Here is a 25,892-nt window from a genome sequence, read left to right on the forward strand (position 1 = left end):
CTGCCCGGCGACGGCGCAGGACTTATGCCGGTCTTGGATGATATAATGGTTAACGGATTTTAACCGCATGTTCACTCATCTTCACGTTCATACCGAATACAGTCTGCTGGACGGCATGTGCCGTATTCCGGCCCTGGTAAGCCGTGCCAAAGAACAGGGCATGACCTCCCTGGCCATAACCGACCACGGCGTAATGTATGGCGCCCTGAAATTTTACCGGGAATGCCAGTCACAGGGAATAAAACCCATCATCGGCTGCGAGGTGTATGTAGCACCCGGGTCACGGCATGATAAAACCGCGGCCGATAAGAACCACCGGCACCTGGTGCTGCTGGCCAAAAACCGTACCGGCTACACCAATCTGCTGCAGCTGGTTTCCCTGGCCAATACCGAGGGTTTCTATTACAAACCGAGGACGGACAAGGAGATACTGGCCAAATACAGAGAAGGGCTGATTGCCCTGTCCGCCTGTCCTTCCGGTGAAGTGCCGCGATTGATATTGGAAAACCGCCTGGATGAAGCCAAACAGGCGGCGGCCTGGTACCGCGATAATTTCGGAGGGCAATTCTATTTTGAAATCCAGCGTCACCCCATGCCGGAACTGGATAAGATTAACAACGCACTCATCAAAATATCAAGGGAACTGGATATTCCGTTGGTGGCCACCGGTGACGTGCACTATATAAGACGGGAAGACGCCAAGACCCATGACCTGCTGCTGTGCATCGGCACCGGTTCCATGGTCCAGGATACCTCGCGGATGAAGATGCAGGCCGACTCCTTCTATCTGAAAAGTGAAACCGAGATGGCTGAACTCTACCGCGACATACCGGAAGCCCTGGAAAACACCGGTAAAATCGCTGACGAGTGTGACCTTAAACTGGAATTCGGGCGGCTGCACCTGCCGCAGATAGAGCGCCCATCCGGCCTCAGCTCAGATGAATACCTGGCGCGGTTGTGTCATGAAGCGCTGCCGCAGTTATACAGCAGCGATAAAATAGAAGCGGCAACGGAACGCATGGAGTCCGAGCTGGAAGTGATCGAGAAAACCCAGTTCGCCGATTACTTCCTGGTGGTCTGGGATATTATCCGTTTCGTCAAAGAACAAGGGATCTACTACGGTGTCCGAGGTTCGGCGGCGGCTTCCATAGTGCTGCGGTGTTTAGGCATAACCGAGGTTGACCCGCTGGAATACAAGCTGGTATTTGAACGCTTCCTTAACATAGAGCGCAAGGAAATGCCGGACATCGACATGGATTTCCAGGACGATCGCCGTGACGAGGTGATTGAATACGTTTCCGCCAAGTACGGGCTGGACCATGTAGCCCAGATAATTACCTTCGGTACGCTGGGCGCCCGCGCCGCAATCCGGGATACCGGCCGGGCGCTGGGGATTAACCTGTCCGATGTTGACCGGGTGGCCCGGCTCATTCCCTTCGGTCCCAATATGACGCTGGACAAAGCCCTAGAAGAAAACAATGAACTGCGGGAGGCGGTAGCCAACGACGGAACAACTCAGCAGATAGTCGACGCGGCCCGCCAGGTTTCAGGCCTGGCCAGACACGCCAGCACCCACGCCGCCGGAGTGGTCATCTCCAAAGAACCGCTGGCGCTGCACGCGCCGCTGCAGAGGCTCAACCGGGAGGCTTCCGGCGGCGGCAAGGCAGACCTGGTAATGACCCAGTTCCCGATGGAAGACATCGGGCTGATCGGGCTGCTGAAGATGGATTTCCTGGGGCTGGCCAATCTTTCCATCCTGTCCCGGGCGCAGGAGATAATCGGTGAGAGGAGCGGACAGGCACTGGATGTCCATTCCTTACCCCTGGATGATCCCAAGACCTTCAACCTGCTGGCGTCCGGAGAAACCATGGGAGTATTCCAGCTGGAAGGCGTCGGCATGCGGCGTTATATCAAGGAACTGAAGCCGACACACTTTACCGATATTGCCGCCATGGTTGCTCTTTACCGCCCCGGTCCAATGGAGCAGATTCCCCGCTTTATCCGCAGTAAACACGGAGAAGAACCCATTACCTATCCGCATCCGGCCCTGGAGGAAATACTGCAGGAAACCTACGGCGTTATCGTGTACCAGGAACAGGTGCTGTTCATCGCCCAAACTTTCTCCGGCTTCTCCCTGGGACAGGCCGACCTCCTGCGCAAGGCCATGGGTAAAAAGAACCCCGAGGTAATGCAGAAACAAAAGCAGAATTTTATCAGCGGCGCTGTCAAAAACGGTTACACCGAGGAACTGGCCGCCGAGATATTCGGTCTTATCGAACCATTTGCCGGTTACGCTTTTAATAAGGCGCACGCGGTAAGCTACGCCCTCATCGCTTACCAGACAGCGTACCTGAAAGCCAACTACCCGGTGGAATACATGACGGCATTCCTGGCCACCCAACGCGACGTTGCCGACAAGGTGGCAGCAGCGGCGGCCGAATGCCGCCGGCTGGGCATACAACTGCTGCCGCCGGATGTTAATCGGAGCGACGTCAATTTCATTATAGAAGAAAGCGACCATGGTCCGGCTATCCGCTTCGGGCTGGCCGCGGTAAAAAATGTCGGCGAGACAGCGGTTACCGCCCTTATCGAAGAACGGAATCAAAACGGGCCGTTCAGCAGCCTGGAGGATTTCTGCCGCCGGGCGGAATCCGCCTGCATGAACCGCCGGGTCCTGGAAAGCCTGGTCAAGTCCGGGGCGCTGGATTCATTCGGAGACCGCGCCACCCTGGTGCACAACGCCGGCCGCATCCTGGACTTTGCCGAACGGGAGAGAAAGATTAAGGAGTCCGGCCAGGGCACCATGTTCGACCTGTTCGGAGGGGTTGCCGAGGCGGCGCCCATCCCCCTGGAACTGGAGGACAGCAGCGTATCGCTGAATGAACTGCTGCTGTGGGAAAAAGATTTGTTAGGCATCTACGTTTCAGCCCATCCTTACAGCCGTTTTGCCGACCACACCAAGAACGACACTACCGCGCTGTGCAGCGACATAACTGAAGAAATGGAAGGACAGACAGTGACGCTGGCCGGCATGGTGGTCTCGGCGCGCCAGTCCCAGACCCGCGACGGCAACAGCTTCGCCTCGGTAGAGCTGGAAGACCTTAACGGCCGCATTGAAGTAGTAGCCTGGCCCCGGCTCTTCTCCCAGACCAGGGAGTTCTGGCAGGAAGGCAAGGTGCTCCTGGTGGAAGGAAAGGCCGTTTTCCGCGGCGACCGCGGCTCCATTCACGCCGACGCGGTAAGAATATATCAGCCCGGCGCGGCTGAAGATGACATCCAGCCCGGAGAGATAGTCAGGGTAAAGTCTTCCCGAGGCAATGGCTCAGGCAACCGGGGCGGTCACTCGCCGAAAAAACCGCAGACGGCCAAACCCGCCGCCAAAGCGGCAGCCGCCGCATCTAAAGACCAACCGGCAAAAACAGCGCCCGCTGCATCTAAAACCACAACTGATGAGGGAACAAAATCTTCAATGTCACGCAACCTTAATATCACTATTAACCAAACCGACAATCCGGAATCAGACCTGAAACTATTCAACGGTATATTAGATATCCTGGGCATTTATCCCGGCCCGGGCAACGTCAAACTGCAGATCGCCTGTCCGGAGCGGAAGTACTATTTGAAAATGCCGCAGGTCCGGGTTAACTGTAACGATGAACTGCTGAATGAATTAACGGCACTGCTCGGCAACGCCGGCAGCGCCGAGTTTGAGAACAATGGCCACTAACTGGGAAAACGCGGCTACGGCACCGAATGAATTCACCGCCACACTGTGGCGGGATATTCTGATTGATTCCGGTATTCCCGCTTTTATCCAGCCGTCGGAGGCGGCGACATTCCTGGTAGCATCGGCCATCCTGCCGGTCAGGGTGATGGTACCGGCAGAACGGCTGGAAGAGGCCAAGAACATATTGACGGAAGTGGAAATAGTGGATGAACCGCCGCCGGGCGGATTGGACGATGATGTCTGAAAAATGGCACCGGGCTCTAGCCTGGGGGCTGGTCATCATCATACCACTCTTAATCACCAGCACGGTTATCGCATTGGCGGTAAATTGTCAGCCATTGTACGAATACGGGTTCAACCAATATGAGGTCAGTTCGGTCACCGGACTTTCGTCATCAGAACTGGAACGGATTGCCGGAGGCCTCATTGATTACTTTAACTCAGACCTGGAATTCATCGATATTACCACGGGACAAGGTGCCCAGGCTTTTGAGCTGTTCAATGAACGGGAAATCATCCATCTTTATGACGTAAAAGAACTGATACAGCTGAATTACGCTGTCCTGGCCGGCAGCATTATTTACACAGCACTGGTGTATCTCCTGCCGCGCCACCGCCACAGTCCCCGGCTGACAGCGCCCGCCGTTTTCTGGGGCGGGGCTTTGACACTGGCAGCGGTGCTGGGGCTGGCAGCGGCGGCGGCCATCGACTTCAACGCTTTCTTTACCCAGTTTCACATTATCAGTTTCGCCAATGACTTCTGGCTGCTGGACCCAACCACTGATTACCTCATAATGCTGTTTCCGTCCGGTTTCTGGCGGGACGCCGCTTTATTTACCGGTATCGGCATCGGCATCACAGCGGCGGCTGTTTTCTACTGCGGCTGGCGCAATATCAGGAATTTATCTTGAGAGGAACGGCACTTTGAAAGATATTGAACGTTTCATTTCCGGATTCAGGGAGTTTCAGAAAGCGCATTTCGGTTCCGAACCTTCTCATTTTGAGGCGCTGAAAAAAGGCCAGAACCCGCGGACAATGATTATCGGCTGTTCCGATTCCCGCGTGGACCCGGCTATCCTGACCAACAGCCGGGCGGGCGATATTTTCACGGTGCGCAACGTGGCCAACCTGGTGCCGCCTTATCAGAAAGACAACGGTTTTCACGGCGTCAGCGCCGCGCTGGAATTCGCCGTCTGCAGTCTGAAGGTGGAACATATCATAGTACTGGGACATTCACAATGCGGCGGCATCAATGCTTTGATGTCCGAAAAAACCGGTGCGGACGGAGAGAGTTTTATTTCACGGTGGATGTCTATCGCCGGCCCGGCCAAAAAGAGGATCACCACGGAACTGTCCGGCAAAGACCCGGCATTACAGCAGCGGGCGGCCGAACAGGCGGCCATACTGCTTTCCCTGGAAAACCTGCGGACTTTTCCTTTCGTCCAGGAAAGAGTTAGCCAGGGGAAGTTGTCACTGCACGGCTGGTATTTTGACCTCGCCAGCGGCGAGCTGCTGGAATATGACGCTGAGGAAGGTTTATTTAAGCCGGTTGAGTAGATGGCGACATTGAAATACACTCGGGATAATCAATCAGCCTAACGATAAACCCTGAGTTATGCAAATAAGAGAAGGGGGTGCCTCGCTGAGGCACCCCCTTCTGACAATAACCTTAAAAAACTGGATTACCAGACGTTCTTGCCGGAACCCAGGATAGTATCGCCCATCCAGTTGTCAAGGTCGCGGCTCCACCATTCTTCCAGTTCCTCGTCGGACTTGGCTTCCGCATAGGCGAAGGAGCGGTCCATGGTGGCGAAGAAACTGTTGAACAACGGCGTGGCTGCCGCCGTGGCGCGGACCACGGGATGGATAATACCATCGGACGGGTGATTGAAGGGACAGGTTGCCTGGCAGTTGCCGCAGGCCTGCGGCGAGCCGAAATCAATGCAGCTCTGCCAGTTCAGGAACCAGCCCTTGAAACCAGGACGATTGAACTCGCCTTCAGGATCCCAGCTGGAATCGTCAGCCAAAGACATTGACTCTGACGGACAGCGCTCGGCACAGCGTTTGCAGGTCTTGCAGAAGACGGTACCGCCGAAGTCAATGGGCGGCGTAGGGGCCAGCGGTAAATCAGTGAAGAAGTAGTTAGTGTAACGCACCATCAAACCATAACGAGGAGTCATCAGGTGGGTAACCCGGCCCTGCTCACCGAGCCCGGAGAATACACCCAGGGGTACATTGGCGCGGACACCTCTCTTGTAGGTGCCATAACCCAGTGTTTTAACCATGCGCATGGCCATATAGCCGACCTGGGCTGCGTGAGAATAGGCATGGCCGATAGCCTGGTTACCCAACTGTTTCTTGGTGCCATAGCCACCGGGATAGCTGTCATCTTTACGCAGCTGGTACAGGCTCTGGATATAATGCTGCTGGGTGGCGAAGGTGAGCATATACTTGGCTTTCTGGGGGATATGGTAGGTACCGCCTTCGTCACGATAACCCACATCGGTCGAGTCAAAAACAAAACCGGAAGCGTCAAAGATCTTTTTGGTTTTTTCATTGACTTCCAAAGCACCAACCAGCGGAGCACCGTAAGTGTGCAAAGCAGCCCGCATCATCTGAAGATTGTTTTCCGGGGAATCTTCCCAGCGCTGACCTTCGGCCAGATCCGGCAATGAAGCCGAGGGACCGTCCCAGGGGGCGTTGGGGCCGATGAAGCTGGAACCACGGCCAAATGCATAATCACGGAGGGAATCGCCGGGAGTTTTGTTGGCGAAGGCCTCTCTTTGAATAGCGTCATCCCTGGCGGAAACCACATCCCTGGCTTCCGCAGAGCGTGACGGCATGGGGTGCGCATTCCGGTCATAGGGCTTGAAAGTGTTCCAGTCAATCTCGTTGGTAGGATCGTGATGCTCTCGTTCTTTGACCCACCAAGGATGCTTTTGATTTCCGGCTGTAGCAGCCAGTTCATCCAGGTCCTGGAAACCCGGAGCCAGGGCAGCGGCGGCGCCCATGCCGACGCTGGATACACCCAGTGCCTTCATAAAGTCACGGCGACTGAGTGTTGAATGGAACTTAGACATAATTACCTCCTTTTAAATTTTCAACTGTTTTCTGTCAGTTATTCCCGTTACTATTTCCGTTGGATACTTGCAGATATCATTTCTTAACTATTATATAACTGGAATAACTATCTCTACATCGTACTAAAGGACTAGAGGCTCTAAGCATTTTGGCTATGGCTGTTAGTATATTTATTTAGCAACTTTAGTATAGTTTATCTTCAATATTAATTAGAGCAACTATATATGCCATATGAAAGGGGATTAATAATGGGCCCCTCCGAATCGGAGGGGCCCATTTGATACAACGGTAATAAGATACTAGTACATATACTGAGGTTCAAACTGGAAAGTATGAACTTCCCTCTTCCACCATTCATCCGGATTGCGTGTACCATAGCCAAAAGCCTGTTCCATATCAGCAAAAAAGCCATTAAAAATCGGGGTGATAGACTGGGTGACTCTAACGACATCATGAATGAAGGCTTCACTGCCGCCGTTGAACACACAGGTGCCGTGACAGTTCTTGCAGCGCGGGCAGCGGAAGTTATACAGGCGCCAGCCTTTATATCCTGGAATATAGTTTTGTATCTTCTCTTCCTCAGGATTCTCATGCTCCCACATCTTTTCTCCGAGAGGCATACTCTCATAAGGGCATGAGTGAGCACAGGTCATGCAGTCAACACAGAAACGGGCGATTCCGGCATCGTAGGGTCTGGTTGGCGTCAGGGGCATATCGGTTACAATGCGCCCCATCCAGCGGAACAGATTGCCATGGCTGTATGATGTAGCCACCATCGCCGAGCGAGAGTGTTCGGCAATACCGCACATCGCCGCGATGCTGTCTGAATTGGTAAAGCCACCGGCTTCAATATGCATATAACCCATGGAACCCATAAAGTAGTGGACGTTTGCCGTCACTTTTTCACCATGACAATAGCCGGAATAAGTAGGCGCCGGAGCCTGGCGAACATGATCCGTAGCCTCAAGACAAGAATACATGATGACATATTTGGCTTTATTGGGAATGATGTATTCAGACTCTTTTTCTTCCGGATTATCCACATCCCCAAAGTTATACGGCTTGCCTCCGGTGGAATTTTTATGGAACAGCTTGCGAGTCTTGTCATTTATTTCCATTACCCGAATACGGGTTGCGCCGAAAAACTTGAAGGCGTTGGTAATGGTCTGCAGGTTTTCTTCCGGTGTTCCCTGCCACTTGGTCATGCCACGGCTATCCGGAGTAGCGATGGTCAAACCATCATAGTTGCCGTCGAAACCCGGTCGGCCCAGCCGACGGGAAGCTCTTTGAGCGTCAGCCAGGGAATAATCACGCAAACTGGGACCCTGATAGGAGGGGAATTTTTCCTTCATGTATTCGATATCACGGTTTTGTTCCTGCTTCATAGCGCGATACTTGGCTATTTCGGGATGAACCGTAGCATGAGTACCGTTAGTCGCTGTCAATGGAAATCTCTGCCCCAATATCTTCCTGGTCCGGTCAACCCGGTCAAATATGTTCCAGTCAATTTCTACGGTAGGGTCATCATATTCCCGCTCCTTGACGTACCAGGGATGCTTGAAGGCCGGGGATGAACTGGTAACTTCATCCAGATCATGAAAAGCGGGAGATACCACCGCGGCAGCACCCAGGCCGGCGCCGGCCAGTCCTATTCCTTTCATGAAATCCCGACGTGATACCGTGTTGTGAAACTTGGACATCGACTTTCTCCTAATTATTATTTCTTTTGCTACGGTCTTCCCCGTCGCCATCCGGTCTCTCCCGAAAGCCACTTTTCATATTAATCTACCGAATTTTATATTTGAGTTAGTTTTTACAACTTATTATTTCATACTTATTTCTTATTGCGCATCGTACTAAAGAACTAGTGTATCTAAGCATAACGTATATAATTAAAGTATACTTTAGTATATATACTTCGGTATATTATGATAGCTACTTTAGTATATTGTTAGCGCCTTAAAATGACAGCGTGCTTGAAAAAAGAAAAAGGAGCCTGGCAGGCTCCTTTCCCCGTGTCTATTAAAAACGCAGTTATTCTACTATATTCAACTGGGATGCTTTCAGCGCTATCTGAGTACGGTTGGTCACATTCAGCTTATGCATGATACGGGTAACATAGCCTTTCACCGCTGATTCCGAGCAGTTGAGCTTGATGGCAATCTCTTTATTAGTCAGACCATCCGAAATCAGGCGCAAGGTGCTCATCTCACGGGGGCTCAACTGCTGAGACACGATATCAGAACTGGTCACTTCATCAGTTCCATCACTATCTAGATTTTCAATCCTAGCCGGCAGACGCAGCAGTCTGATAGCCCGGAATAGAAGGTTCCGGTCCCATAAGCCACCGCCGGCAGCGGCGGCCCTTATGGCAATAGAAATCAAGGCTTTAGAACTTTCCCTGGTAATAAAACCGGCGATTTCATACTGCAGCGCCTGGGCCAGGCTATATTCATCTCCCCGGCTGGTTAGGATTACCACAGCCGTTCCGGGAGAATTTGAATTGATGGCCTTGGCTACTTCCATGGTGTCTATCTCAGTCAGTTCACTGTCCAACACCACTACATCAGGATTCAAAGCCTCAACCTGTTTTAAGGACTCTTTTTTTCCTTCTCCTTCACCGACACAGGTCATGCCCGGTTCTTCTCTCAGCAAAGTTTTGAGGCCGGTTCGAACGATTGGATGATCATCAATCAGATAAACGGTAATGTTTGTTTTATCAGCAGCAGCTTTCTCTGACTGCGCACCGGCTCCGCTAAGTACTTCTTCCTGTATGCCCATAATTTTCCTCCTGCCGTTGATTATCCACCAGGACAACTAATAAATCCATACTGAATGGCTATCCCGGTCGCAAGGCCGAAAGATTGGTGTAGATTTGAATAAAACCCAGACCCCTGAAAAAGGGGGAATTGAGCGGCCCCTGCCGACCGAAAAAGGTTTCCCTTTCATTTGAACTGGAGTATTCCGTTTTTAATGTGCTGTATTGTTCCAGCCATGGCATTATAACAGGTTAAGATATATCACTGTCAATGTTTTGTTTTAATAATTATGTATTTTAGTAGCGGACCATTTACAGTTTAGACATTTACTGGTCATACTTTCGGACAGATTACTGGCAGGTCAAGCAGTACACAGCCAGCCGACTATATACCGGGCCGGAAGGAGTCAGGGCGCTTTGCACCAGGCTGACTTCAGTAGCTTCAAACCAGGGACCGGAATAGCTCTCTTGAGCCGACAAACGCTCACTCAAAGCCCGGCGCAGCGGGGACGAGGCGCCGTCCCGCAGCCTGGCCAGGGTCAGGTGAGGCGAAAAGGGTCTTTTTTCAGTCGGAAAACCCAGCGGGTACACTGCGGTTTCAACCGCCCTCTGCAGCCGCAAGAGATGACCAGTATCACCAGACAGACCGCACCAGAGGACGGCCGGTCGGTGAGTACCGGGGAAAGCTCCCAGCCCACTGAGCTGGAGCTGGAACGGGGCAAAACACTCAAGGGTCTTGGACAGCGCAGCTTTTATATCTCCAACCGTCTCCCATGCTGTATTGCCCAGGAATTTCAGCGTCAGGTGGGCGCTTTCCGGGGCTACCCATTTGATGCCGTCGCCCGGCTGTTTCCCCAGCCGCAGCTGCAGTTTCTCCAGTTCCGTCTTTACCGGAGCCGGCAGCTCCACGGCGATAAACAGACGAGCTGAGGGATGTTCATTCATCGGCCAGTTCAAAAAGTTCGGCGGCGTTGCCGCCCCGGATTCTGTTTATACTCCAGCGGGACAGATTTAGCTCATCCAGTTCCGCCAGGCAGCGTCGCTGGTCCAACAGCGGCCAGTCAGACCCGAAAAGGATTTTTTCATTGCCGACCAGGTCCACCGCCCTTTCATAAACTTCCGCCCGGTAAAGGAAGGGGCTGGCCGCCGAGTCAAACCAGACATTCAGTAGCGCCTCCTTTACTTCCGGCATCAGAGTATAAAAGGGCAAACCACCGCCCCAGTGAGACAGGATCAGTTTAAGCCCTGGATTATCCAATATAAAAGGATACAGCACCTCCGGAGTCAATGATCCTTTACCGGGATAATGATGACCCACCGGTTCATCCGCGTGCAGCATCAAAGTCATATCGCGTTCCATTACCGCTTTGATAACCGGATTTATTGATCGGCGTTCAGCCGGGGCAAGGATGGAAGGATCGGGTCGAAGTTCGCCTACTCCTATGGCCCCGGCAGCGGCGCAGCGGCTTATCTCTGCCGCCGCCGCTTTACCTCCCTGCGGCTGCACCGCGATAAACGGCAGCAGGCGCCCGGGATACCTGGCTGCCGATTCCAGCAGATAGTCATTGGTGCTGAGGCAAAGCTCATGACTAGCCCAACCGATATTAAGAATAAGCGCTTTATCAATGCCCCTGCGGCCCATTTCCCGCACCAGGTCTTCAGCATTGCGCATTTTGACCTTGGCACTGCCGTAGAGCATAGCAAAACAGGGGTCAGCGGCCGCATATTCTTCCCGCCGGGCAATCACTTCCGGGGAAAAAATATGGGTGTGGCAGTCAACAATCATCGTCCAAGTTTATCAGCCGCCTGACCGGGTTGCAACGGGTTGAAAAAAGCAACGATGATTTATTCTGAAAATAAATAATGGCATCTAGCGCCCGCGGTACTCCATACCTTATAATAGCCGCATGTTGAATAAAGAACGGGTTGCCGCCATTATCGCCGCTGCCGGGCGCAGCGAACGCATGACCGGAGTGGACAAGATTTTTACTAACCTGGGCAGCCGCCCGGTGCTGGCACGGGCTGTCTATCCTTTTGAAAGCGCCGAAATTATTGACCGTATTATCATAGTGCTAAGCCCGGAAAACCTGGAAGCCGGACACGCCCTGGCCGCTTCCGAAAAATGGAGCAAGGTTACCGATATCATAGTCGGCGGTGAGCGCCGCCAGGACTCGGTGATGAAAGGGCTGGAATGCCTGGAGGGCGATGTAAAATGGGTGGTCATTCATGACGGCGCTCGCCCGCTGGTGAAGATGGACCAGATAAATGACGGTTTAGCCGCCGCCCAGGTTACCGGTGCAGCCGTATGCGCCGTACAGGTAACCGACACCATTAAACTGGCCGGGGAAAACGGCTTCATCCAGCAGACACCCGACCGGGAACACCTATGGTCCGCGCAGACGCCCCAGGTTTTTCGCTACGATCTTATACGGCGCGCTTTCGAAAACGCTTCAGGAACCGTTACCGATGACTCGATCCTGGTGGAAAGACTGGGGGTCCCGGTTAAACTATATAAAGGGTCACCGGCAAATATTAAAATTACCACTCCGGAAAGCCTGGCCGCCGCCGAGATACTGCTGCGGAGAACCAGCGAATAAATGCCTTTCAGAACCGGCATTGGCCATGATGTTCACCGCCTGGTACCGGACCGCAAACTGGTGCTGGGGGGAGTAGAAATACCTTTTACCAGAGGCCTGGCCGGCTGGAGTGATGCCGACGTGTTGACCCATGCGGTAATGGACGCCCTGCTGGGCGCGGCCGGCCTGGGCGACATCGGGGTTCATTTCCCGCCGGGTGAACCGCGTTACCAGGGGGTTTCCAGCCTGGAACTGCTGAAAAAAGTCAGCCTGATGCTGGCGGAAAAAGGCTGGAAAACCGGCAACGTGGATGCCCTCATCGCCGCCGAGCAGCCCAAGTTATCCGGTTACACCGAGGCCATGCGCCGCAACCTGGCCGAAGTCCTGGGAATCAGCGCCGCCGCGGTCAACGTTAAAGCTACCACCACTGAAGGACTGGGCGCTGTCGGCCGGGAAGAAGGCATGGCGGCGTGGGCGACAGCTCTAATTGAAACAGCATAAGCCGCTATTAAGAGGATTTAATACAAAGTCCGGATATCTGTTATTATAAATACCACTGATTATGAAAATTTCCAACACACTTACCAGCACTAAAGAGCAGTTTCACCCGGCTGCCGAACCGGTCAAGATGTATGTCTGCGGCATTACCCCGCAATCTGCGGCTCATATCGGCCACGCCATGAGCTACATCAACTTTGATGTCATCCGCCGCTATTTACTGTACCGCGGCCACCGGGTAAAGTACGTTCAAAACTTCACCGATGTTGATGACAAGATAATCGCCAAGGCAGTGCCGCTGGGATTGACACCGCTGGAACTGGCTGACCGCAATATAGCCGATTTCCAGGCGGATATGGATGCTCTTAATATCCTGCCGGCCGACATCTATCCCCGGGTAACACAGGAAATTCCGGCCGTTATTGAACTGGTGGATGGACTGGTAAAGAAGGGCTTCGCCTATGAAGTCAAAGGCAGCGTGTACTTCAGGGTAACCAAGATGGACGATTACGGCAAGCTGTCGCACCGTACCCTGGAGCAGATGCAGGCCGGAGCCCGGATTGACGTGGGTGAAGACAAGGAACACCCCATGGACTTTGTACTGTGGAAGGCCGCCAAACCCGGAGAACCGGCATGGGAATCACCCTGGGGACAGGGACGCCCAGGCTGGCACATTGAATGCTCGGCCATGAGTCGGAAATACCTCGGGGAAACAATTGATATCCACGGCGGCGGGGCCGACCTGATATTCCCGCATCATGAAAACGAAATCGCCCAGTCAGAAAGCTTCACCGGGCAAAAACCCTTTGTCCGCTACTGGCTGCACAACGGGCTGCTGCAGCTGGGCGGGGAAAAGATGAGCAAATCGGTAGGTAACCTGATTACCATCAAGGAAGCGCTGCAGAAATATTCAGCTGACGCGCTGCGGGTATTCGTCCTCAGTTCTCATTACCGCAGCCCGCTTACCTATTCCGACGAGATTGTCGAAGGGGTGGAAAAAGGCGCCCAGCGCCTGGCTCAGGCGGCCAGGGACACCGATTGCACCGGAGCCGCGGCGGAATTTGACGTCGAAGCTTACCGAAAGCGATTTATTGAAGCCATGGACGATGACTTCAATACCCCCCGCGCCCTGGCGGCGCTGTTTGACCTGGCCCGGGAAATCAACCGGCTGGAGGCAGAGAAGCAGAATGTTTCGGAAGCTAGAAAACTGCTGCAGGAATTGGGCGGGGTGCTGGGATTAAAAATGGAAGCCGCGGCCCGGAATTCAGGGGATGCCGACAGGGTTATCGCAGCAGCCGCTGACATATACCGGGAATTAGGATACGATGAAGCTGAATGGAACGACAACACCGACCAGATTATAAACAACCTTATCAATCTGCGAGCTGAACTGCGCCGGGCTAAACGGTATGCCGAAGCCGACAACCTGCGGAACCGGCTTGAAAATGCCGGAGTACTGATTAAAGATTCTCCAGCCGGCACCACCTGGGAATACAAACCCCGCTGATATCAGCTATTGACACCGAGGTGGATTTACTCTAATATTTCGGTGATTAGCGAATTATCGAAATGAGCGAAAGTGTTTATAAAGCCCTCTCCGACGCTTCAAGGCGCCGCATACTAAAACTGCTGGGTAACCGGCCGATGACAGCCGGGGAAATAGCGGGACAATTCCAACTGGCTAAATCTACCCTTTCCGGACATTTCAACATTCTCAAGGCCGCCAACCTCATCCAGGAAGAACGTCGCGGCACGGTTATTCTTTACAGCCTCAATGTATCAGTAATGGAGGAGGCGCTTTCCGGCATTATGGACCTGTTACAGGTAGGCAAAGAAAAAGACAACAACGGAGGAGACAGCAGGAACAAGTGAACATCAACTGGCGCAATGAATGGTTCAGTATTCTCTTAATAGCGGGAATGTTTATCGCCTCGGCTCTGGCCTGGTCCGGCGCCCCGGACAGCATCCCGGTACACTGGGGCATCACAGGGGAAGCCGACCGCTACGGCGGAAAGTTTGAAGGACTTCTGCTGACGCCGATAATGACTGTCGGAATATATCTGCTGCTGCTCTTTATCCCGCGGATTGACCCGCGCCGGGCAAATTATGAAAAGTTTGCCGATGTCTACCGCATTATCCGGATAGTGATGGTGGTTTTTATGGCCGGACTGCATGGAGCCATAATCGCCTCGGTCTTCGGGGCTGACCTGAACATCGGCATGGCGGTAATGGTCATGGTGGGCATCATGCTGGCGGTACTGGGCAACTATTTCGGCAAACTGAAACCAACCTGGTTCGTCGGCATCCGCACTCCATGGACGCTGACCAGCGAGCTATCATGGAATAAGACGCACCGCCTCGGCGGCAAACTGTTCGTAGCGCTGGGATTGCTGCTGGCCGCCACGGGAATCATCGGCAGTGAGTGGATGTTCTACCTGGTTTTCGGACTGCTGTTTTTGATGATTATTTTTCTGGTAATATATTCGTATTACATCTGGAAATCCGATCCGGACCGGAGCAACGGGAGATAAAATGAAACAACTTGGTTTCGGACTGTTCATAGTCGCCTTCATCGCCGCGCTGGGCAGCATGGTATGGGCCATGTTCCAGGAAGCCGAACAGACGCCGTGGATTGTCATTCTGATAATCGGGGCGCTGCTCTTGGGCACCGTCCTGCTGCTGCTCCAGGCAGTGAGCGACCGCATGAAACAAAAGAAAAAAGAAAATTATGAGGAGATAGACAATTGATTGTAACCACTTCACCCACCATTCCCGGCAAAAACATTGTTAAGACCATCGGGCTGGTCCGTGGCTCCACCATCCGAGCCAAACACATAGGCAAGGATATCATGGCCGGATTCCGCGGCATCGTCGGCGGTGAAATCAGCGAATACACCAAGATGATGGCCGAAGCTCGCGAGGATGCCCTGCAGCGCATGATTGCTGACGCCGAGAAAAAGGGCGCCAATGCCGTTATTTCCATGGAGTTCGGCACGGCCATGGTGATGCAGTCCGCGGCCGAGACCATCGCCTATGGTACAGGCGTCGTAATCGAGTAGGCTTAGTCTTTTTCAGTTGCAGTTAACCGGGCAGATATGATATATTTCATGTCTGTTCCACGGGGCCGTAGTTCACTTGGGAGAACGTTTGACTGGCAGTCAAAAGGTAGCGGGTTCGAATCCCGCCGGCTCCACCATTTTCCTTTTTTATAAAACGACATTAGCCTCCGCATTCGGAGGCTATTTTGGTATTTTTAGTTCAAAAGACAGACAATACAAATCATGATACTGCCCATCATAGCTGTAGTTTCCGGCCTGGTACTCCTCATATGGAGCGCCAACCGGTTCATTGACGGAGCGGCGGCCACCGCTCGCCATTTCGGCATGGCGCCCCTGCTCATCGGCATGGTGGTGGTTGGCTTCGGCACCTCGGCTCCAGAGATGGTGGTTTCGGCGATGTCAGCGGCCCAGGGCAACCCGGGCATCGCCATCGGCAACGCATACGGCTCCAACATCGCCAATATCGCATTGATCCTGGGCCTGACAGCGCTTATAAGCCCCATTCCCTTCAATTCCCGTATACTGCGCAAGGAACTGCCGATACTGACGCTGGTAACCATATTAGCCGCCTGGCAGATCCTGGACGGTGATATTTCCCGCATGGACGCCTTCACCCTTTTGGTCGTTTTCGGCGGATTGATGGCCTGGTCGATAACGGAAGGCCGGCGGTCAAAATCAGACGCTCTGGGTGCGGAAATCGAGCAGGAGCTGATAAGCCACCCGTACACCCTGCGGCAGGCGCTGATACGACTGGCGACCGGCCTGGCGCTGCTGGTGGTCAGTTCCCGGCTGCTGGTTTACGGGGCGGTCGATATAGCCCAGGGCTTCGGTGTCAGCGATCTTATCATCGGCCTGACAGTGGTGGCCATCGGCACTTCACTGCCGGAACTGGCATCTTCGATAATTGCCGCCCGAAAAGGTGAACATGACCTGGCGCTGGGCAATATCATCGGTTCCAACCTCTTTAATACGCTGGGGGTGGTAGGAATAGCAGGTTTAATCCAGCCATTTGCCGTCGGCGCAGAGGTGCTGTCCCGGGATTTTATGGTGATGGGAGCATTGACTCTGTCGCTGTTCGTCATTGGCTTCCATTTCAAAAGACAAGGCCGCATCAACCGCCTGGAAGGGGCGCTGCTGCTGGTCACTTTTATCGGTTATATGGCCTACCTGACCGTAACAACGTTTTAAGGCAACGAGATACTCATGATTAGCCGGCAATATAATGGTAAATTAATGTTTCAACGTATCCACCGCAGGACAAAAACAAAAAATCACGCCTGTAATCTAGCTAGAATTGAGTTTTCAACACCACTGTGATACAAAAAGGTTTAATGAAAAAGCATCAATCCGGTTTTATTCCTATCCCTTTCAAAGCAGGGGGCAAAATACTTATTCACGTTTCAGCAAATGGATTAGTAATAACTGGAGTTGATAATCTCGCAGGCTGGGGGTTAATCCCGATGATTGTTTTCCGGGGATTCAAATAACGAATTTGCCGTCCTTATAAAACAATATATCATCGACCTTTATCTCCCCACCCTGTCTCAGGTCGCAGACCATGTCCCAATGAATTGCCGATTCGTTTTTGGCCCCGGTTTCAGGTATACCGGCACCCAATGCAATGTGGAAGCTACCGCCGATCTTCTCATCGAACAAAATCTCCCTGGTGAAAACTGTAATACCCTCGTTAGTGCCGATAGCCAGTTCGCCCAAATAACGTGCTCCGGCATCGGTGTCGAGGGTCTTGTTAAGGTGCTCCTCATTCTTTTCCGCGGTAGCTCGAAATGCCTTTCCTTTTTCAAACCACAACCGAACACCGGTAACTTCGTGACCTTGGTGGATGGCGGGATAAGAGAAGAAAATATGGCCTTCCGCAGAGTCTTCAATGGGGCTAGTGAACACCTCACCATCAGGCATGTTCCTTTTGCCGTCACAGTTGCCCCAACTCCGCCCTTTGATGCTGAAGCTGATGTCGGTGTCCGGAGCTGTAATGCGTACTGTCTCTTTACCGTTAAGCCAATCAACGATGCGCTGCTGTTTCTTGGAAAAGGCTTTCCAGTAGCCTACTGGGTCGGAGAGATCCGGCATACATGCTCCGTATAGGAAATCAGCGTAATCCGACAGACTCATATCGGCATCTTGCGCCATAGCGTTTGTGGGATAAGGAGCTACAGCCCAGCGGAACTCACCTGAGGCGGAACGATGCATCATAGTCTTCATCAAGTGGCTTCTGGCGCCGGAGTGCCAAGCGGATTTCTGGGGATCGATGCGGCTCAGATAGCGGGTATTCTCCTGTGCCAACACTGAAATGCGTACCTCGTATTGTTCTGTTATATGCGCCTGTGGTTGATGGATGTATTCTATTTGCTCCTTTGAACCAAAGCGGAATAAAAGCTCAAGAGCTTCCTGCGTTGGAGTCGTCAACAAAGGGAAACCGCCTGCCTCGAGTACGGCAATGTAAAGGGCTTCGGTCAATGGTCGGGCAATGCTCGGAGAGGAAATGGCTACCCGGTCACCGGGGCGAACTTCAACGGAATAGTTGACTAACAGTCCTGCCAGCTTTTCAACGCGAGGATCACTCATATTTTAGGTGTCACTTCCTTATGTTCGTGCCAATACGGTCATGAAATAATACACCTCGTTCATTATGAAGACAACACTGTCCATACTGTTCATGTAACCGTCACAACCGGAAATAGAATTGCGTCGTTAAATCATAGAGATCACTTAGTACCTCTGTCATCGCTATGCCGCATGAAACGGCAAACAACCCAATGGTTGCCCGGGGATGTGTATACTGAAATTTTAAGGTTGATAACACGCATCTTCATGGAGTATATTTTTCCTTATTCGAAACACCGATGATTCAGGAAATTTAATGCAAGAATTTCACTATTTTCAGAAGCATAGAGTAAAAATTGATGACTTTGAGAACGATGGATATATTCTTGATATTGGCGGTGGAGGAGAAGGAATAATTGGGCAGCTTAAGGGTAATCAAGTTGTATCAATTGATTTAAGTTGGGAAGAGCTGTCCGAAGCTCATAATGACTCACTCAAAATACTGATGGACGCAAGAGAACTCAAGTTCCTTGATAACACTTTCAGCACCATAACAGCATTCTACAGCTTGATGTATATGAAATCTCAGGACCATGTAAAAGTATTAAATGAAGTACTGCGTGTTCTTAAGCATAATGGAATGTTTAGAATTTGGGATATAGAATTGAAAAAACCAGCAGATATTGACAGCCCCGGATTCGTTATACCCCTGGAAGTCATTCTGCCCAATCAAACAATTGAAACTGGCTATGGAGCGTATTGGCCAAGCATCAACTACGATTTGGATTACTACGAAAATTTAGCTACGCAAACCGGGTTCACTATTATTGAAAAGAAGAAGCTGAATAGCTCATTCTCCCTTGTTCTTCAAAAAAATCCGGGGGTTAACTTGGGCTTGCATCAATGTATGCCAGAAAATACAGGCATACCAAAATGGGACCACAATCCAACCGAAAAATGAATCAAGAAGTAGTTTTTCTGAATAAATAATAAGCGGGAGATTTTGTGTAACCGATTCCTTTACCGATTGACTCAAGATAATCTTCTGTGATGTTAACATCTCTTTTTGGGATAAGATAGGTTTCAAGATTGTCTTCAGAATAAATATATTTGTTCTTCCGCCTGTTGAATACTCCAACCAATACATACAACCCGCTAATTGATGCCATACTTGCATCACCATGACTATTATTTACCAATAGTAATCCATTTTCCTTAAGGTAATGCGTGCAGTACTTGGAAATAAACCCGGCGTAAAGGGAGATTAGTAAGTCATATTTCCCGGGTAAATCAATACAATATTTCCTGTAATCCTCTGGGACAAACGTGAAAGAGGGCTTTTCTGAGTATATACGGTGCTTGTTTATGTAGTCATACACAACAGGATGACTAAAGAAAGACTTTGCCATTCTATCAGAATCAATATATGTGACTGAAGGAAATACAAACGATGGGGTTATGTGAACAAAACTGCCGGGATATATAGCACTTTTTATATTAAATCTATCTGCAAGTATGGTGAATAGTCCCATGCTTTCATTATCTCTATCTATGTAATACTGCTTATACAACGAAAGCTTGTCTTTGGCAATCATGTGAATTACTGTTTTCTCCTTGAGATGCCAAGATAATACAACATAGGCAACACAAATTGATCATTGACGCTGCTTGAATCCATTAAAAAACCTAAACTCCATCAACTAAGCTGAATTTTTTTCCAAAAGCTGCTTTATTTCGCTGCGATAGTTGTTGAAAGCAAGCCTTCCCTTTTTAGAAAGCGAAGCTACGGTATGGGGCTTTTTCCCAACAAACCCCTTTTGTATTTCCACATAACCGGCAGCTTCAAGTTTACTGATATGCGCCGAAAAATTACCCCAAGTCATTCCGGTCTGTCTCACCAGAAACAAAAAATCCGCATTTTCCACAACAGAAAGATAAGCCATAATTGTCAGCCTTGCGGGTTCATGAATCAGTCGGTCAATGCCGCCCGGCGTTTCCCGAGATTGCCCAGCATTATTATTTGGGCTCATCAACACTTTCTCCTGTAAATATACGATATTGACGCAAAAACCCTACTAGAATAGCAAAGCCAGTTAACAAAATAATTGAGCCCGGAATAAGAAAACTTACCTGATAGGAAAATCCAATTAATAGGTAGAGCGCCAAAAATAGCATGATCAAAACGGAATAGACATACCATCGCTTGATACTCCACCAATAACCAACTACAGCAGCGGCAACCGCTAAACCGGAATTCAGCATAAACTCTAAGTTGGCGCGCAGAAACTGCATATTTTCCTGTGTCACCACAGGCATCAAGATTAGTATCGCAGCAAGCACAATAACCCCGATTATAGCGGTCTTAACGGAACGACTTCGCAATTCCGCAGGCTTGGCATAGCCTGTACGGGGATAGGTTACTGTTTGTTTCAGACCCAATATCAACCAGAAAAACAATACGAATACAGCCGATGGAAGCAAGGGAAGATCAAACCAGACGGTTAAGCCCCATGCGAGTAAGAATATGCCCAGAAACATATCCCATAATCCGTCTTGAAAAAAAGTAAGATGAACCTTGGTCCTGATTTTATCAATGTCAGCGCACATATATTTCACGCCTCCTTCACTAGTTTATATACTTTGTACTATAAAGTACTTTGTATAATTAAGTATACTACAATAAAATGCACTGTCAAGTGGCCATCTGAATATTCTTGAGTAAAACAAAACCTTCTTTATTTTTTGACCGCAACCAGTTATCCATTATATAATTAGTGCTACACTAACTATTAGTACCATGTGTAATATTTATTAACGGAGCTGTTATGGAAGCCAAAAAAGCTGATTTGATTGAGCAGTTGGTAGAGTCACATCAAGAGTTTTACCGCGCCCTCCGGCCGATTGTTCCCCAGGAATGGCTGAATATTGACCTTACCATGTCCCAGCTGAAGATAGCTCTGTACCTGGCAACTGAAGGCCCGGTGAGAGTAAGTGCCCTGGCTTCATTCCTCGGCGTCAGCATGGCTACCATGACCGGCATCACTGACCGGCTTATCCAGCATGACTATATCGTCAGATATGACGACCCAGCCGACCGCAGGGCGGTAATTTGCGACCTTTCAGAAAAGGGCCGAAGGGTCATTAATCACATGTGGGAAATCGGCAACTTGCAGATGAAAACCCTGCTGGAAAAACTGGATACCCGGCAACTTGAAACTATTAAAGAAGGGCTTGATTCCCTGCTGAAAGCGGCGGCTGAACTGCAACAGAGCGAAACAGCCGCCCAAAGTCTGTAATATGGAGCAGAAATGAGTTTTATTACCAAACTTTCACTGAAAAACCGGTGGATTACTTTTTTTATAACGGCGCTTTTGAGCATTGCCTCTATCATGGCCCTGGTGAACCTGAAGATGGAGCTGATGCCGGATATTGAGATGCCGGTCACCAGCGTGATTACCGTTTACCCCGGCGCCTCACCAGAACAGGTAGCGGAAAATGTCACCAAACCGGTTGAACAGGCGGTAGCCCAGGCCGGCGAATACAAGGAAATAAACGCCACTTCATCAGCCAACCTGTCAATGCTTGTTATTACCTATGAATACGGCGTTGATATGGATGAGATTACCGACAACCTGGCCCGGAACCTGGCCGGCGTTTCCCTGCCCGACGGCGCCCAGTCGCCGCAGCTTTATCCCATAAGCATGGATGCCATGCCGGTGGTGATGCTGAGCCTTGCCGGGGAACTGCCGGGACCGGAACTGCGCGGTATAGCCGCGGCTGAAATTTCACCCCGCCTCAGCTCTATTGACGGTGTGTTTTCCGTTGATATCACCGGCGGTGAGGAACAGGTGGTATTGACCCCGGATATAGAATCAATGAACGACAGCGGAATCTCCGCAGCCCAATTAGCCGCTGTTCTCGGCTCAGGGCAATACAACTCGCTGGAAGAACTGAGAGCGGCAGCGCTGGGACCGGGGCTGACCCTGGGCGACATCTCCACCGTTAAGCTGGGAGCGACCCCGGGGACCACGGTAACCACCACCAATGGTGAACCCAGCATCGGCATCATGATTACCAAGGAACCAGGAGCCAACACCGTGGAGGTGGCCAACGCGGTTATGGCCGAGGTGGAAAGCATCGCCGCAGGACTTTCTTCAGATCTTTCAGTCAGTCCGATATTCGACCAATCCGAGTTTATTGAGCAATCCATCAGCGACCTGTACCGGGAGGCAATTGTCGGCGCCATCCTGGCAGTGCTGGCTATCTTCGTCTTCCTGCGGGTATTCCGCGCCTCGCTGATTACCGCCATTTCCATACCATTAAGCGTCCTTGCCGGATTCCTGCTGATGTACGCGGCTGGCATCACCATTAATTTACTGACTCTCTCCGCCATGGCCCTGGCGGTAGGCCGGGTGGTAGATGATTCCATCGTGGTCCTGGAAGTGATTTTCCGCCACCTGGAGAACGGAGAAAATTTCAAGGAAGCAGCAATCAAAGGAGCCAGGGAAGTCGCGGCGCCCATTACCTCGGCTACCATCGCCACCGTGGTGGTTTTCATTCCGCTGATGTTCGTCGGCGGTATGGTCGGAGAAATGTTCATGCCGTTTGCCCTGACAGTAACTTTCGCCCTGATGGCTTCACTGGTAATAGCGCTGACTGCCATCCCCGCCTTAACCAGCTTTATCAGCCCCCGGGAAGTCCAGAAAGAAGCGGAAATCGAAACCAAAGGATCATGGTACCAGCGCGCCTACAAACCTTCGCTGGCCTGGGCGCTGCGTCACCGAGCTCTGACCATGGTGACAGTTACCCTGCTGGTCATCGGCAGCTTCAGCCTGGTACCGGTTATCGGTACCACCTTCCTGCCCTCGGCTTCAGAAAAAATGCTGCTGGTCGAACTGGAAATGCCGCTGGGAGCCGATATTGATGAAACCGTAGCCAAAGCCAGCCAGATTGAAGAGCTGATTGACGCCGGCCTTGACTGGGAAACCTACCAGACCAGTGTCGGCGCCTCCGGCATGATGGGCGGTATGGGAGCCATGGGCAGCGGGTCCGGGACCGCCACCATCACCGTTGTGCTAGACCCGGAGGCGGACCTGGCCGCTGAAGCTGATAAACTGCGCCTGATGACAGAGCCGCTGGCCGGAGAAGCCGAGATTACCGTTTCCAGCGGCATGGAAGGCATGGCTCAAGGCGGCGGTTTAGGCTCCGAATCATTCAAAATGACTGTCAGCGGCAATGATATTGAAAGTGTTGACCAGGCCGCGCTCCAGATAACCGAGATGCTGTCGGGCATTGACGGCCTGATTAATATTGAAAGCGACACTACCCAGGTCATACCGCAGCCCCAGATCTCACCGGACCCGGCGGCACTGGTCCAATACGGCATTAACCCGGAAACAATCAGCGGGGAACTGGCGATGCTGACGCGAGGCGCCCCCATCGCCGAAGTCTCAGTCAACAATCATGCTTATTCAGTTTTTATCGCCCCTCTCCTGCCGCTGGCGGAAAACCAAACGCAGATTCAACAAATCCGGATAGGCGTAGGCGATACGATAACGCTGGGTGAAATTGCCGAGGTAAGCTTTGTCCCCCGCCCGACAGAACTGCTCAGGGTCAACCAGCAGCCGGCTTCAACCATCCAGGCGACCATCAACGTTAAAAACGTAGGCGCGGTCAACACCGAAATCATCACCCGACTGGATACCATGAACCTGCCGGCTGGAGTGGAAGTCAGCATCGGGGGTGTGTATGAGCAGATGACCGAGGGCTTCAACCAGATGTTTATCGCCATCGGAGCCGCCATACTAATAGCCTACCTGGTGCTGGTGGTTACTTTCAGATCTTTCCGCAATCCGTTCATTATCATGTTCAGCCTGCCGGTAGCTTCCATAGGCGCCTTATTCGGCCTGCTGGTCACCGGCAACCCGCTTGGGATTTCCGCCATGATGGGATTCCTGATGCTGGTAGGCATCGTGCTGACCAACGCCATCGTCCTGATCACCCTGATTGACCACCTCCGTCGCAGCGGCATGAGCCCGGTTGAGGCCATAATGGAAGGCGGGCACATCCGGTTAAGGCCTATCCTGATGACCTCCATCTCCACCGCCCTGGCCATGCTGCCGCTGGCTCTGGGATTCGGCGAGGGGTCCATAATCGCCGGCGAACTGGCTATCGTAGTGATAGGCGGCCTGATAAGTTCAACAATACTGACACTGTATGTGGTACCGGTGATGTACAGCCTGCTGAACCGGGTTGCGGTTAAGACTGAGTGATAAAGAGTCTACAAACAAAACTCGCCTGACATTGCCTTTTATCACTAGGAGTCAAGGCGGCAATCCGCTCTACAATAAACATCAAAGGGAAGTGGAAATGAGGGGGCGAATCCGGTAGGAATGGCCGGTCAGCTTTGCTATGATAAGGACGCGGCTTGCCGGAAAACGGGAGAGCGCCATCGGGCATAAAGAGGAAAGATTGGACGAATCGCAATTACAGCTGCTCATAGACCTGCACGGGAACGCGGCACGTCAGGGACCGGGCGGGAATGCCCAGACCAAGCAGGCGATAGACCTGGCTGGACTGAACAGAAGGGGCTCTTTAAAAATCGCCGATATTGGCTGCGGCACAGGCGCCTCATCAATTCTGCTGGCAAAGGAACTTGATGCCAGAATAACAGCTGTGGACCTGCTCCCGGAGTTTTTGGACAAGCTCAAGGCCCGAACCGAAGACCAGGGGGTAGCGGAGCGCATAACCACGCTGAACTGCTCAATGGACAAGCTCCCCTTCTCAGATGAGGAGTTTGACGTAATATGGTCCGAGGGGGCAGTCTATAACATTGGTTTTGAAAACGGCACAGCAGCATGGAGACGGTACCTCAAGCCGGGCGGTGTACTTGTAGTCTCAGAAATTACATGGCTGAGCGCCACCAGGCCGCCTGATCTCCAGGCTCACTGGGGGAGAGAATATCCGGAGATTGACCTCGCCTCGGCAAAAATCAGGGTGCTCGAACGTCATGGTTACTGTCCGCAGGCATATTTTGTATTACCACCGGAGTGCTGGCTTGAGAATTATTACGGTCCCATGCGTGATAGATTTGAGGCCTTTCTTGAACGAAATTGCAGAAGCCCCCAGGCAAACCAAATTGTGGCCTCCGAAAAAGAGGAAATCGCTCTTTATGAAAAATACTGCGACTATTTCAGCTATGGATTTTATATAGCGAAAAAGCGCGGAGGATAAAATTCAAGACCCGCTCTGCCGGAAATGAGCCGGCTTATTCCTGGGGAACCGGTAATGATGGCCTGTTGCGTTCAGTTGAGTATTAATGTATAATTCACTTTCTGTTATCAGGTTAATATTCAGGAGGCGTTTCCTTGGCCAACACTAAGAGTGCAAAAAAAGCTATTAAAACTTCAGCTAAAAAGACAGCCCGTAATAAGTCAGCTATGAGCAGTCTAAAGACTGCGGTACGCAAAGCGGAAAAAGCTATCGCCGCCCAAAGCGATACCGCTCAGGATACCGTCATCGCATCCCAGAGCGCGTTGGATGTAGCCGCTAAGAAAGGCATCATTCATCCCAACGCCGCAGCCCGCAGGAAAAGCCGGCTGGTGAAAAAACTCAATACCGTTACCAAATAA

27 protein-coding genes and 1 tRNA gene are annotated in these 25,892 nt (G+C 51.6%); 19 read left to right on the forward strand and 9 right to left on the reverse strand.

Translation table 11 applies throughout. The features are described 5' to 3' along the window. The first annotated feature begins 67 nt into the window (after positions 1 to 67). The 4 genes from ACZ48S_RS08925 to ACZ48S_RS08940 are packed head-to-tail and all read left to right on the forward strand — an operon-like array spanning position 68 to position 5,284. Entirely contained in the window at positions 68 to 3,727 is a 3,660-nt protein-coding gene (locus tag ACZ48S_RS08925) for a DNA polymerase III subunit alpha (protein ID WP_464212763.1), read from the forward strand. Continuing rightward, positions 3,717 to 3,971: a putative signal transducing protein gene (locus ACZ48S_RS08930; protein ID WP_464212765.1), complete on the forward strand. Its 255-nt coding sequence runs from the start codon at positions 3,717 to 3,719 to the stop codon at positions 3,969 to 3,971. The genes ACZ48S_RS08925 and ACZ48S_RS08930 overlap by 11 nt, the downstream gene beginning before the upstream one ends. After that, positions 3,961 to 4,638: a TIGR01906 family membrane protein gene (locus tag ACZ48S_RS08935; RefSeq protein ID WP_464212767.1), complete on the forward strand. Its 678-nt coding sequence runs from the start codon at positions 3,961 to 3,963 to the stop codon at positions 4,636 to 4,638. The genes ACZ48S_RS08930 and ACZ48S_RS08935 overlap by 11 nt, the downstream gene beginning before the upstream one ends. 13 nt (positions 4,639 to 4,651) lie before the next feature. Continuing rightward, positions 4,652 to 5,284 carry a carbonic anhydrase gene (locus ACZ48S_RS08940; protein ID WP_464212769.1) on the forward strand — a complete coding sequence of 211 codons (633 nt, stop codon included), beginning with the start codon at positions 4,652 to 4,654 and terminating at the stop codon, positions 5,282 to 5,284. 125 nt (positions 5,285 to 5,409) lie between these two features. On the opposite strand, the gene ACZ48S_RS08945 is transcribed toward ACZ48S_RS08940, so the two are convergent. The 5 genes from ACZ48S_RS08945 to ACZ48S_RS08965 all read right to left on the reverse strand — a co-directional run bounded on the left by ACZ48S_RS08945 (position 5,410) and on the right by ACZ48S_RS08965 (position 11,352). Beyond that, a complete protein-coding gene (locus ACZ48S_RS08945; protein WP_464212771.1) occupies positions 5,410 to 6,807 on the reverse strand; it encodes a reductive dehalogenase in 1,398 nt (465 codons plus the stop codon). Positions 6,808 to 7,107: 300 nt separating this feature from the next. Beyond that, entirely contained in the window at positions 7,108 to 8,508 is a 1,401-nt protein-coding gene (locus tag ACZ48S_RS08950; RefSeq protein WP_464212773.1) for a reductive dehalogenase, read from the reverse strand. Between the two features lie 334 nt (positions 8,509 to 8,842). Further along, a complete protein-coding gene (locus tag ACZ48S_RS08955) occupies positions 8,843 to 9,589 on the reverse strand; it encodes a response regulator transcription factor (RefSeq protein WP_464212775.1) in 747 nt (248 codons plus the stop codon). Between the two features lie 328 nt (positions 9,590 to 9,917). Continuing rightward, complete coding sequence (gene thpR, locus ACZ48S_RS08960) at positions 9,918 to 10,511, reverse strand: RNA 2',3'-cyclic phosphodiesterase (protein ID WP_464212777.1); 594 nt, start codon at positions 10,509 to 10,511, stop codon at positions 9,918 to 9,920. After that, entirely contained in the window at positions 10,504 to 11,352 is an 849-nt protein-coding gene (locus ACZ48S_RS08965) for an amidohydrolase family protein (RefSeq protein ID WP_464212779.1), read from the reverse strand. Before ACZ48S_RS08965 ends, thpR begins: the two co-directional genes overlap by 8 nt. A gap of 121 nt (positions 11,353 to 11,473) precedes the next feature. Between ACZ48S_RS08965 and ispD the strand changes: the two genes are divergently transcribed. From ispD to ACZ48S_RS09015, 10 genes are all read left to right on the forward strand, one after another. Continuing rightward, on the forward strand, positions 11,474 to 12,163 hold the full coding sequence (gene ispD, locus ACZ48S_RS08970; RefSeq protein ID WP_464212781.1) for a 2-C-methyl-D-erythritol 4-phosphate cytidylyltransferase: 690 nt from the start codon (positions 11,474 to 11,476) through the stop codon (positions 12,161 to 12,163). Further along, positions 12,164 to 12,643: a 2-C-methyl-D-erythritol 2,4-cyclodiphosphate synthase gene (gene ispF, locus ACZ48S_RS08975; RefSeq protein ID WP_464212783.1), complete on the forward strand. Its 480-nt coding sequence runs from the start codon at positions 12,164 to 12,166 to the stop codon at positions 12,641 to 12,643. A gap of 61 nt (positions 12,644 to 12,704) precedes the next feature. Further along, entirely contained in the window at positions 12,705 to 14,147 is a 1,443-nt protein-coding gene (cysS, locus tag ACZ48S_RS08980; protein WP_464212785.1) for a cysteine--tRNA ligase, read from the forward strand. A 62-nt stretch (positions 14,148 to 14,209) separates the two neighbouring features. After that, entirely contained in the window at positions 14,210 to 14,512 is a 303-nt protein-coding gene (locus tag ACZ48S_RS08985; protein WP_464212787.1) for an autorepressor SdpR family transcription factor, read from the forward strand. Next, positions 14,509 to 15,171 (forward strand): SdpI family protein, encoded by a 663-nt coding sequence (locus ACZ48S_RS08990; protein WP_464212789.1) that lies wholly within the window; start codon positions 14,509 to 14,511, stop codon positions 15,169 to 15,171. Before ACZ48S_RS08985 ends, ACZ48S_RS08990 begins: the two co-directional genes overlap by 4 nt. A gap of 1 nt (position 15,172) precedes the next feature. Further along, positions 15,173 to 15,388 carry a hypothetical protein gene (locus ACZ48S_RS08995; RefSeq protein ID WP_464212791.1) on the forward strand — a complete coding sequence of 72 codons (216 nt, stop codon included), beginning with the start codon at positions 15,173 to 15,175 and terminating at the stop codon, positions 15,386 to 15,388. Next, positions 15,385 to 15,699 (forward strand): YbjQ family protein, encoded by a 315-nt coding sequence (locus tag ACZ48S_RS09000; protein WP_464212793.1) that lies wholly within the window; start codon positions 15,385 to 15,387, stop codon positions 15,697 to 15,699. The genes ACZ48S_RS08995 and ACZ48S_RS09000 overlap by 4 nt, the downstream gene beginning before the upstream one ends. Positions 15,700 to 15,760: 61 nt before the next feature. Continuing rightward, positions 15,761 to 15,836, forward strand: a tRNA-Ala gene (locus ACZ48S_RS09005). 85 nt (positions 15,837 to 15,921) lie between these two features. Then, positions 15,922 to 16,887 (forward strand): calcium/sodium antiporter, encoded by a 966-nt coding sequence (locus tag ACZ48S_RS09010; protein ID WP_464212795.1) that lies wholly within the window; start codon positions 15,922 to 15,924, stop codon positions 16,885 to 16,887. A 143-nt stretch (positions 16,888 to 17,030) separates the two neighbouring features. Next, positions 17,031 to 17,186, forward strand: a complete 156-nt coding sequence (locus ACZ48S_RS09015; RefSeq protein ID WP_464212797.1) for a hypothetical protein — start codon at positions 17,031 to 17,033, stop codon at positions 17,184 to 17,186. Here ACZ48S_RS09015 and ACZ48S_RS09020 read toward each other — a convergent pair. Beyond that, positions 17,179 to 18,282, reverse strand: coding sequence for an aminopeptidase (locus tag ACZ48S_RS09020; RefSeq protein ID WP_464212799.1), 1,104 nt, complete (start codon positions 18,280 to 18,282; stop codon positions 17,179 to 17,181). The two genes, ACZ48S_RS09015 and ACZ48S_RS09020, sit on opposite strands and share 8 nt — an antisense overlap. Before the next feature lie 295 nt (positions 18,283 to 18,577). Here ACZ48S_RS09020 and ACZ48S_RS09025 point away from each other — a divergent pair, with 295 nt between their 5' ends. Beyond that, the gene (locus tag ACZ48S_RS09025; RefSeq protein WP_464212801.1) at positions 18,578 to 19,222 is read left to right on the forward strand and encodes a class I SAM-dependent methyltransferase; all 645 of its coding nucleotides are present in this window, start codon (positions 18,578 to 18,580) and stop codon (positions 19,220 to 19,222) included. Between the two features lies 1 nt (position 19,223). Here ACZ48S_RS09025 and ACZ48S_RS09030 read toward each other — a convergent pair whose 3' ends face one another. The 3 genes from ACZ48S_RS09030 to ACZ48S_RS09040 all read right to left on the reverse strand — a co-directional run bounded on the left by ACZ48S_RS09030 (position 19,224) and on the right by ACZ48S_RS09040 (position 20,868). Next, entirely contained in the window at positions 19,224 to 19,856 is a 633-nt protein-coding gene (locus ACZ48S_RS09030; protein WP_464212803.1) for a hypothetical protein, read from the reverse strand. Positions 19,857 to 19,961: 105 nt separating this feature from the next. Beyond that, positions 19,962 to 20,204 (reverse strand): winged helix-turn-helix domain-containing protein, encoded by a 243-nt coding sequence (locus ACZ48S_RS09035; protein WP_464212805.1) that lies wholly within the window; start codon positions 20,202 to 20,204, stop codon positions 19,962 to 19,964. A gap of 73 nt (positions 20,205 to 20,277) precedes the next feature. Next, complete coding sequence (locus ACZ48S_RS09040; RefSeq protein WP_464212807.1) at positions 20,278 to 20,868, reverse strand: hypothetical protein; 591 nt, start codon at positions 20,866 to 20,868, stop codon at positions 20,278 to 20,280. 218 nt (positions 20,869 to 21,086) lie between these two features. On the opposite strand from ACZ48S_RS09040, the gene ACZ48S_RS09045 reads away from it, so the two are divergent. The 4 genes from ACZ48S_RS09045 to rpsT all read left to right on the forward strand — a co-directional run bounded on the left by ACZ48S_RS09045 (position 21,087) and on the right by rpsT (position 25,892). Next, complete coding sequence (locus ACZ48S_RS09045) at positions 21,087 to 21,557, forward strand: MarR family winged helix-turn-helix transcriptional regulator (protein ID WP_464212809.1); 471 nt, start codon at positions 21,087 to 21,089, stop codon at positions 21,555 to 21,557. Between the two features lie 12 nt (positions 21,558 to 21,569). Further along, on the forward strand, positions 21,570 to 24,533 hold the full coding sequence (locus ACZ48S_RS09050; protein WP_464212811.1) for an efflux RND transporter permease subunit: 2,964 nt from the start codon (positions 21,570 to 21,572) through the stop codon (positions 24,531 to 24,533). A gap of 139 nt (positions 24,534 to 24,672) precedes the next feature. Continuing rightward, positions 24,673 to 25,494: a methyltransferase domain-containing protein gene (locus tag ACZ48S_RS09055; RefSeq protein WP_464212813.1), complete on the forward strand. Its 822-nt coding sequence runs from the start codon at positions 24,673 to 24,675 to the stop codon at positions 25,492 to 25,494. A 134-nt stretch (positions 25,495 to 25,628) separates the two neighbouring features. Continuing rightward, on the forward strand, positions 25,629 to 25,892 hold the full coding sequence (gene rpsT / locus ACZ48S_RS09060; protein ID WP_464212815.1) for a 30S ribosomal protein S20: 264 nt from the start codon (positions 25,629 to 25,631) through the stop codon (positions 25,890 to 25,892).

The organism is Dehalogenimonas sp. NIT-SK1, assembly GCF_055384165.1.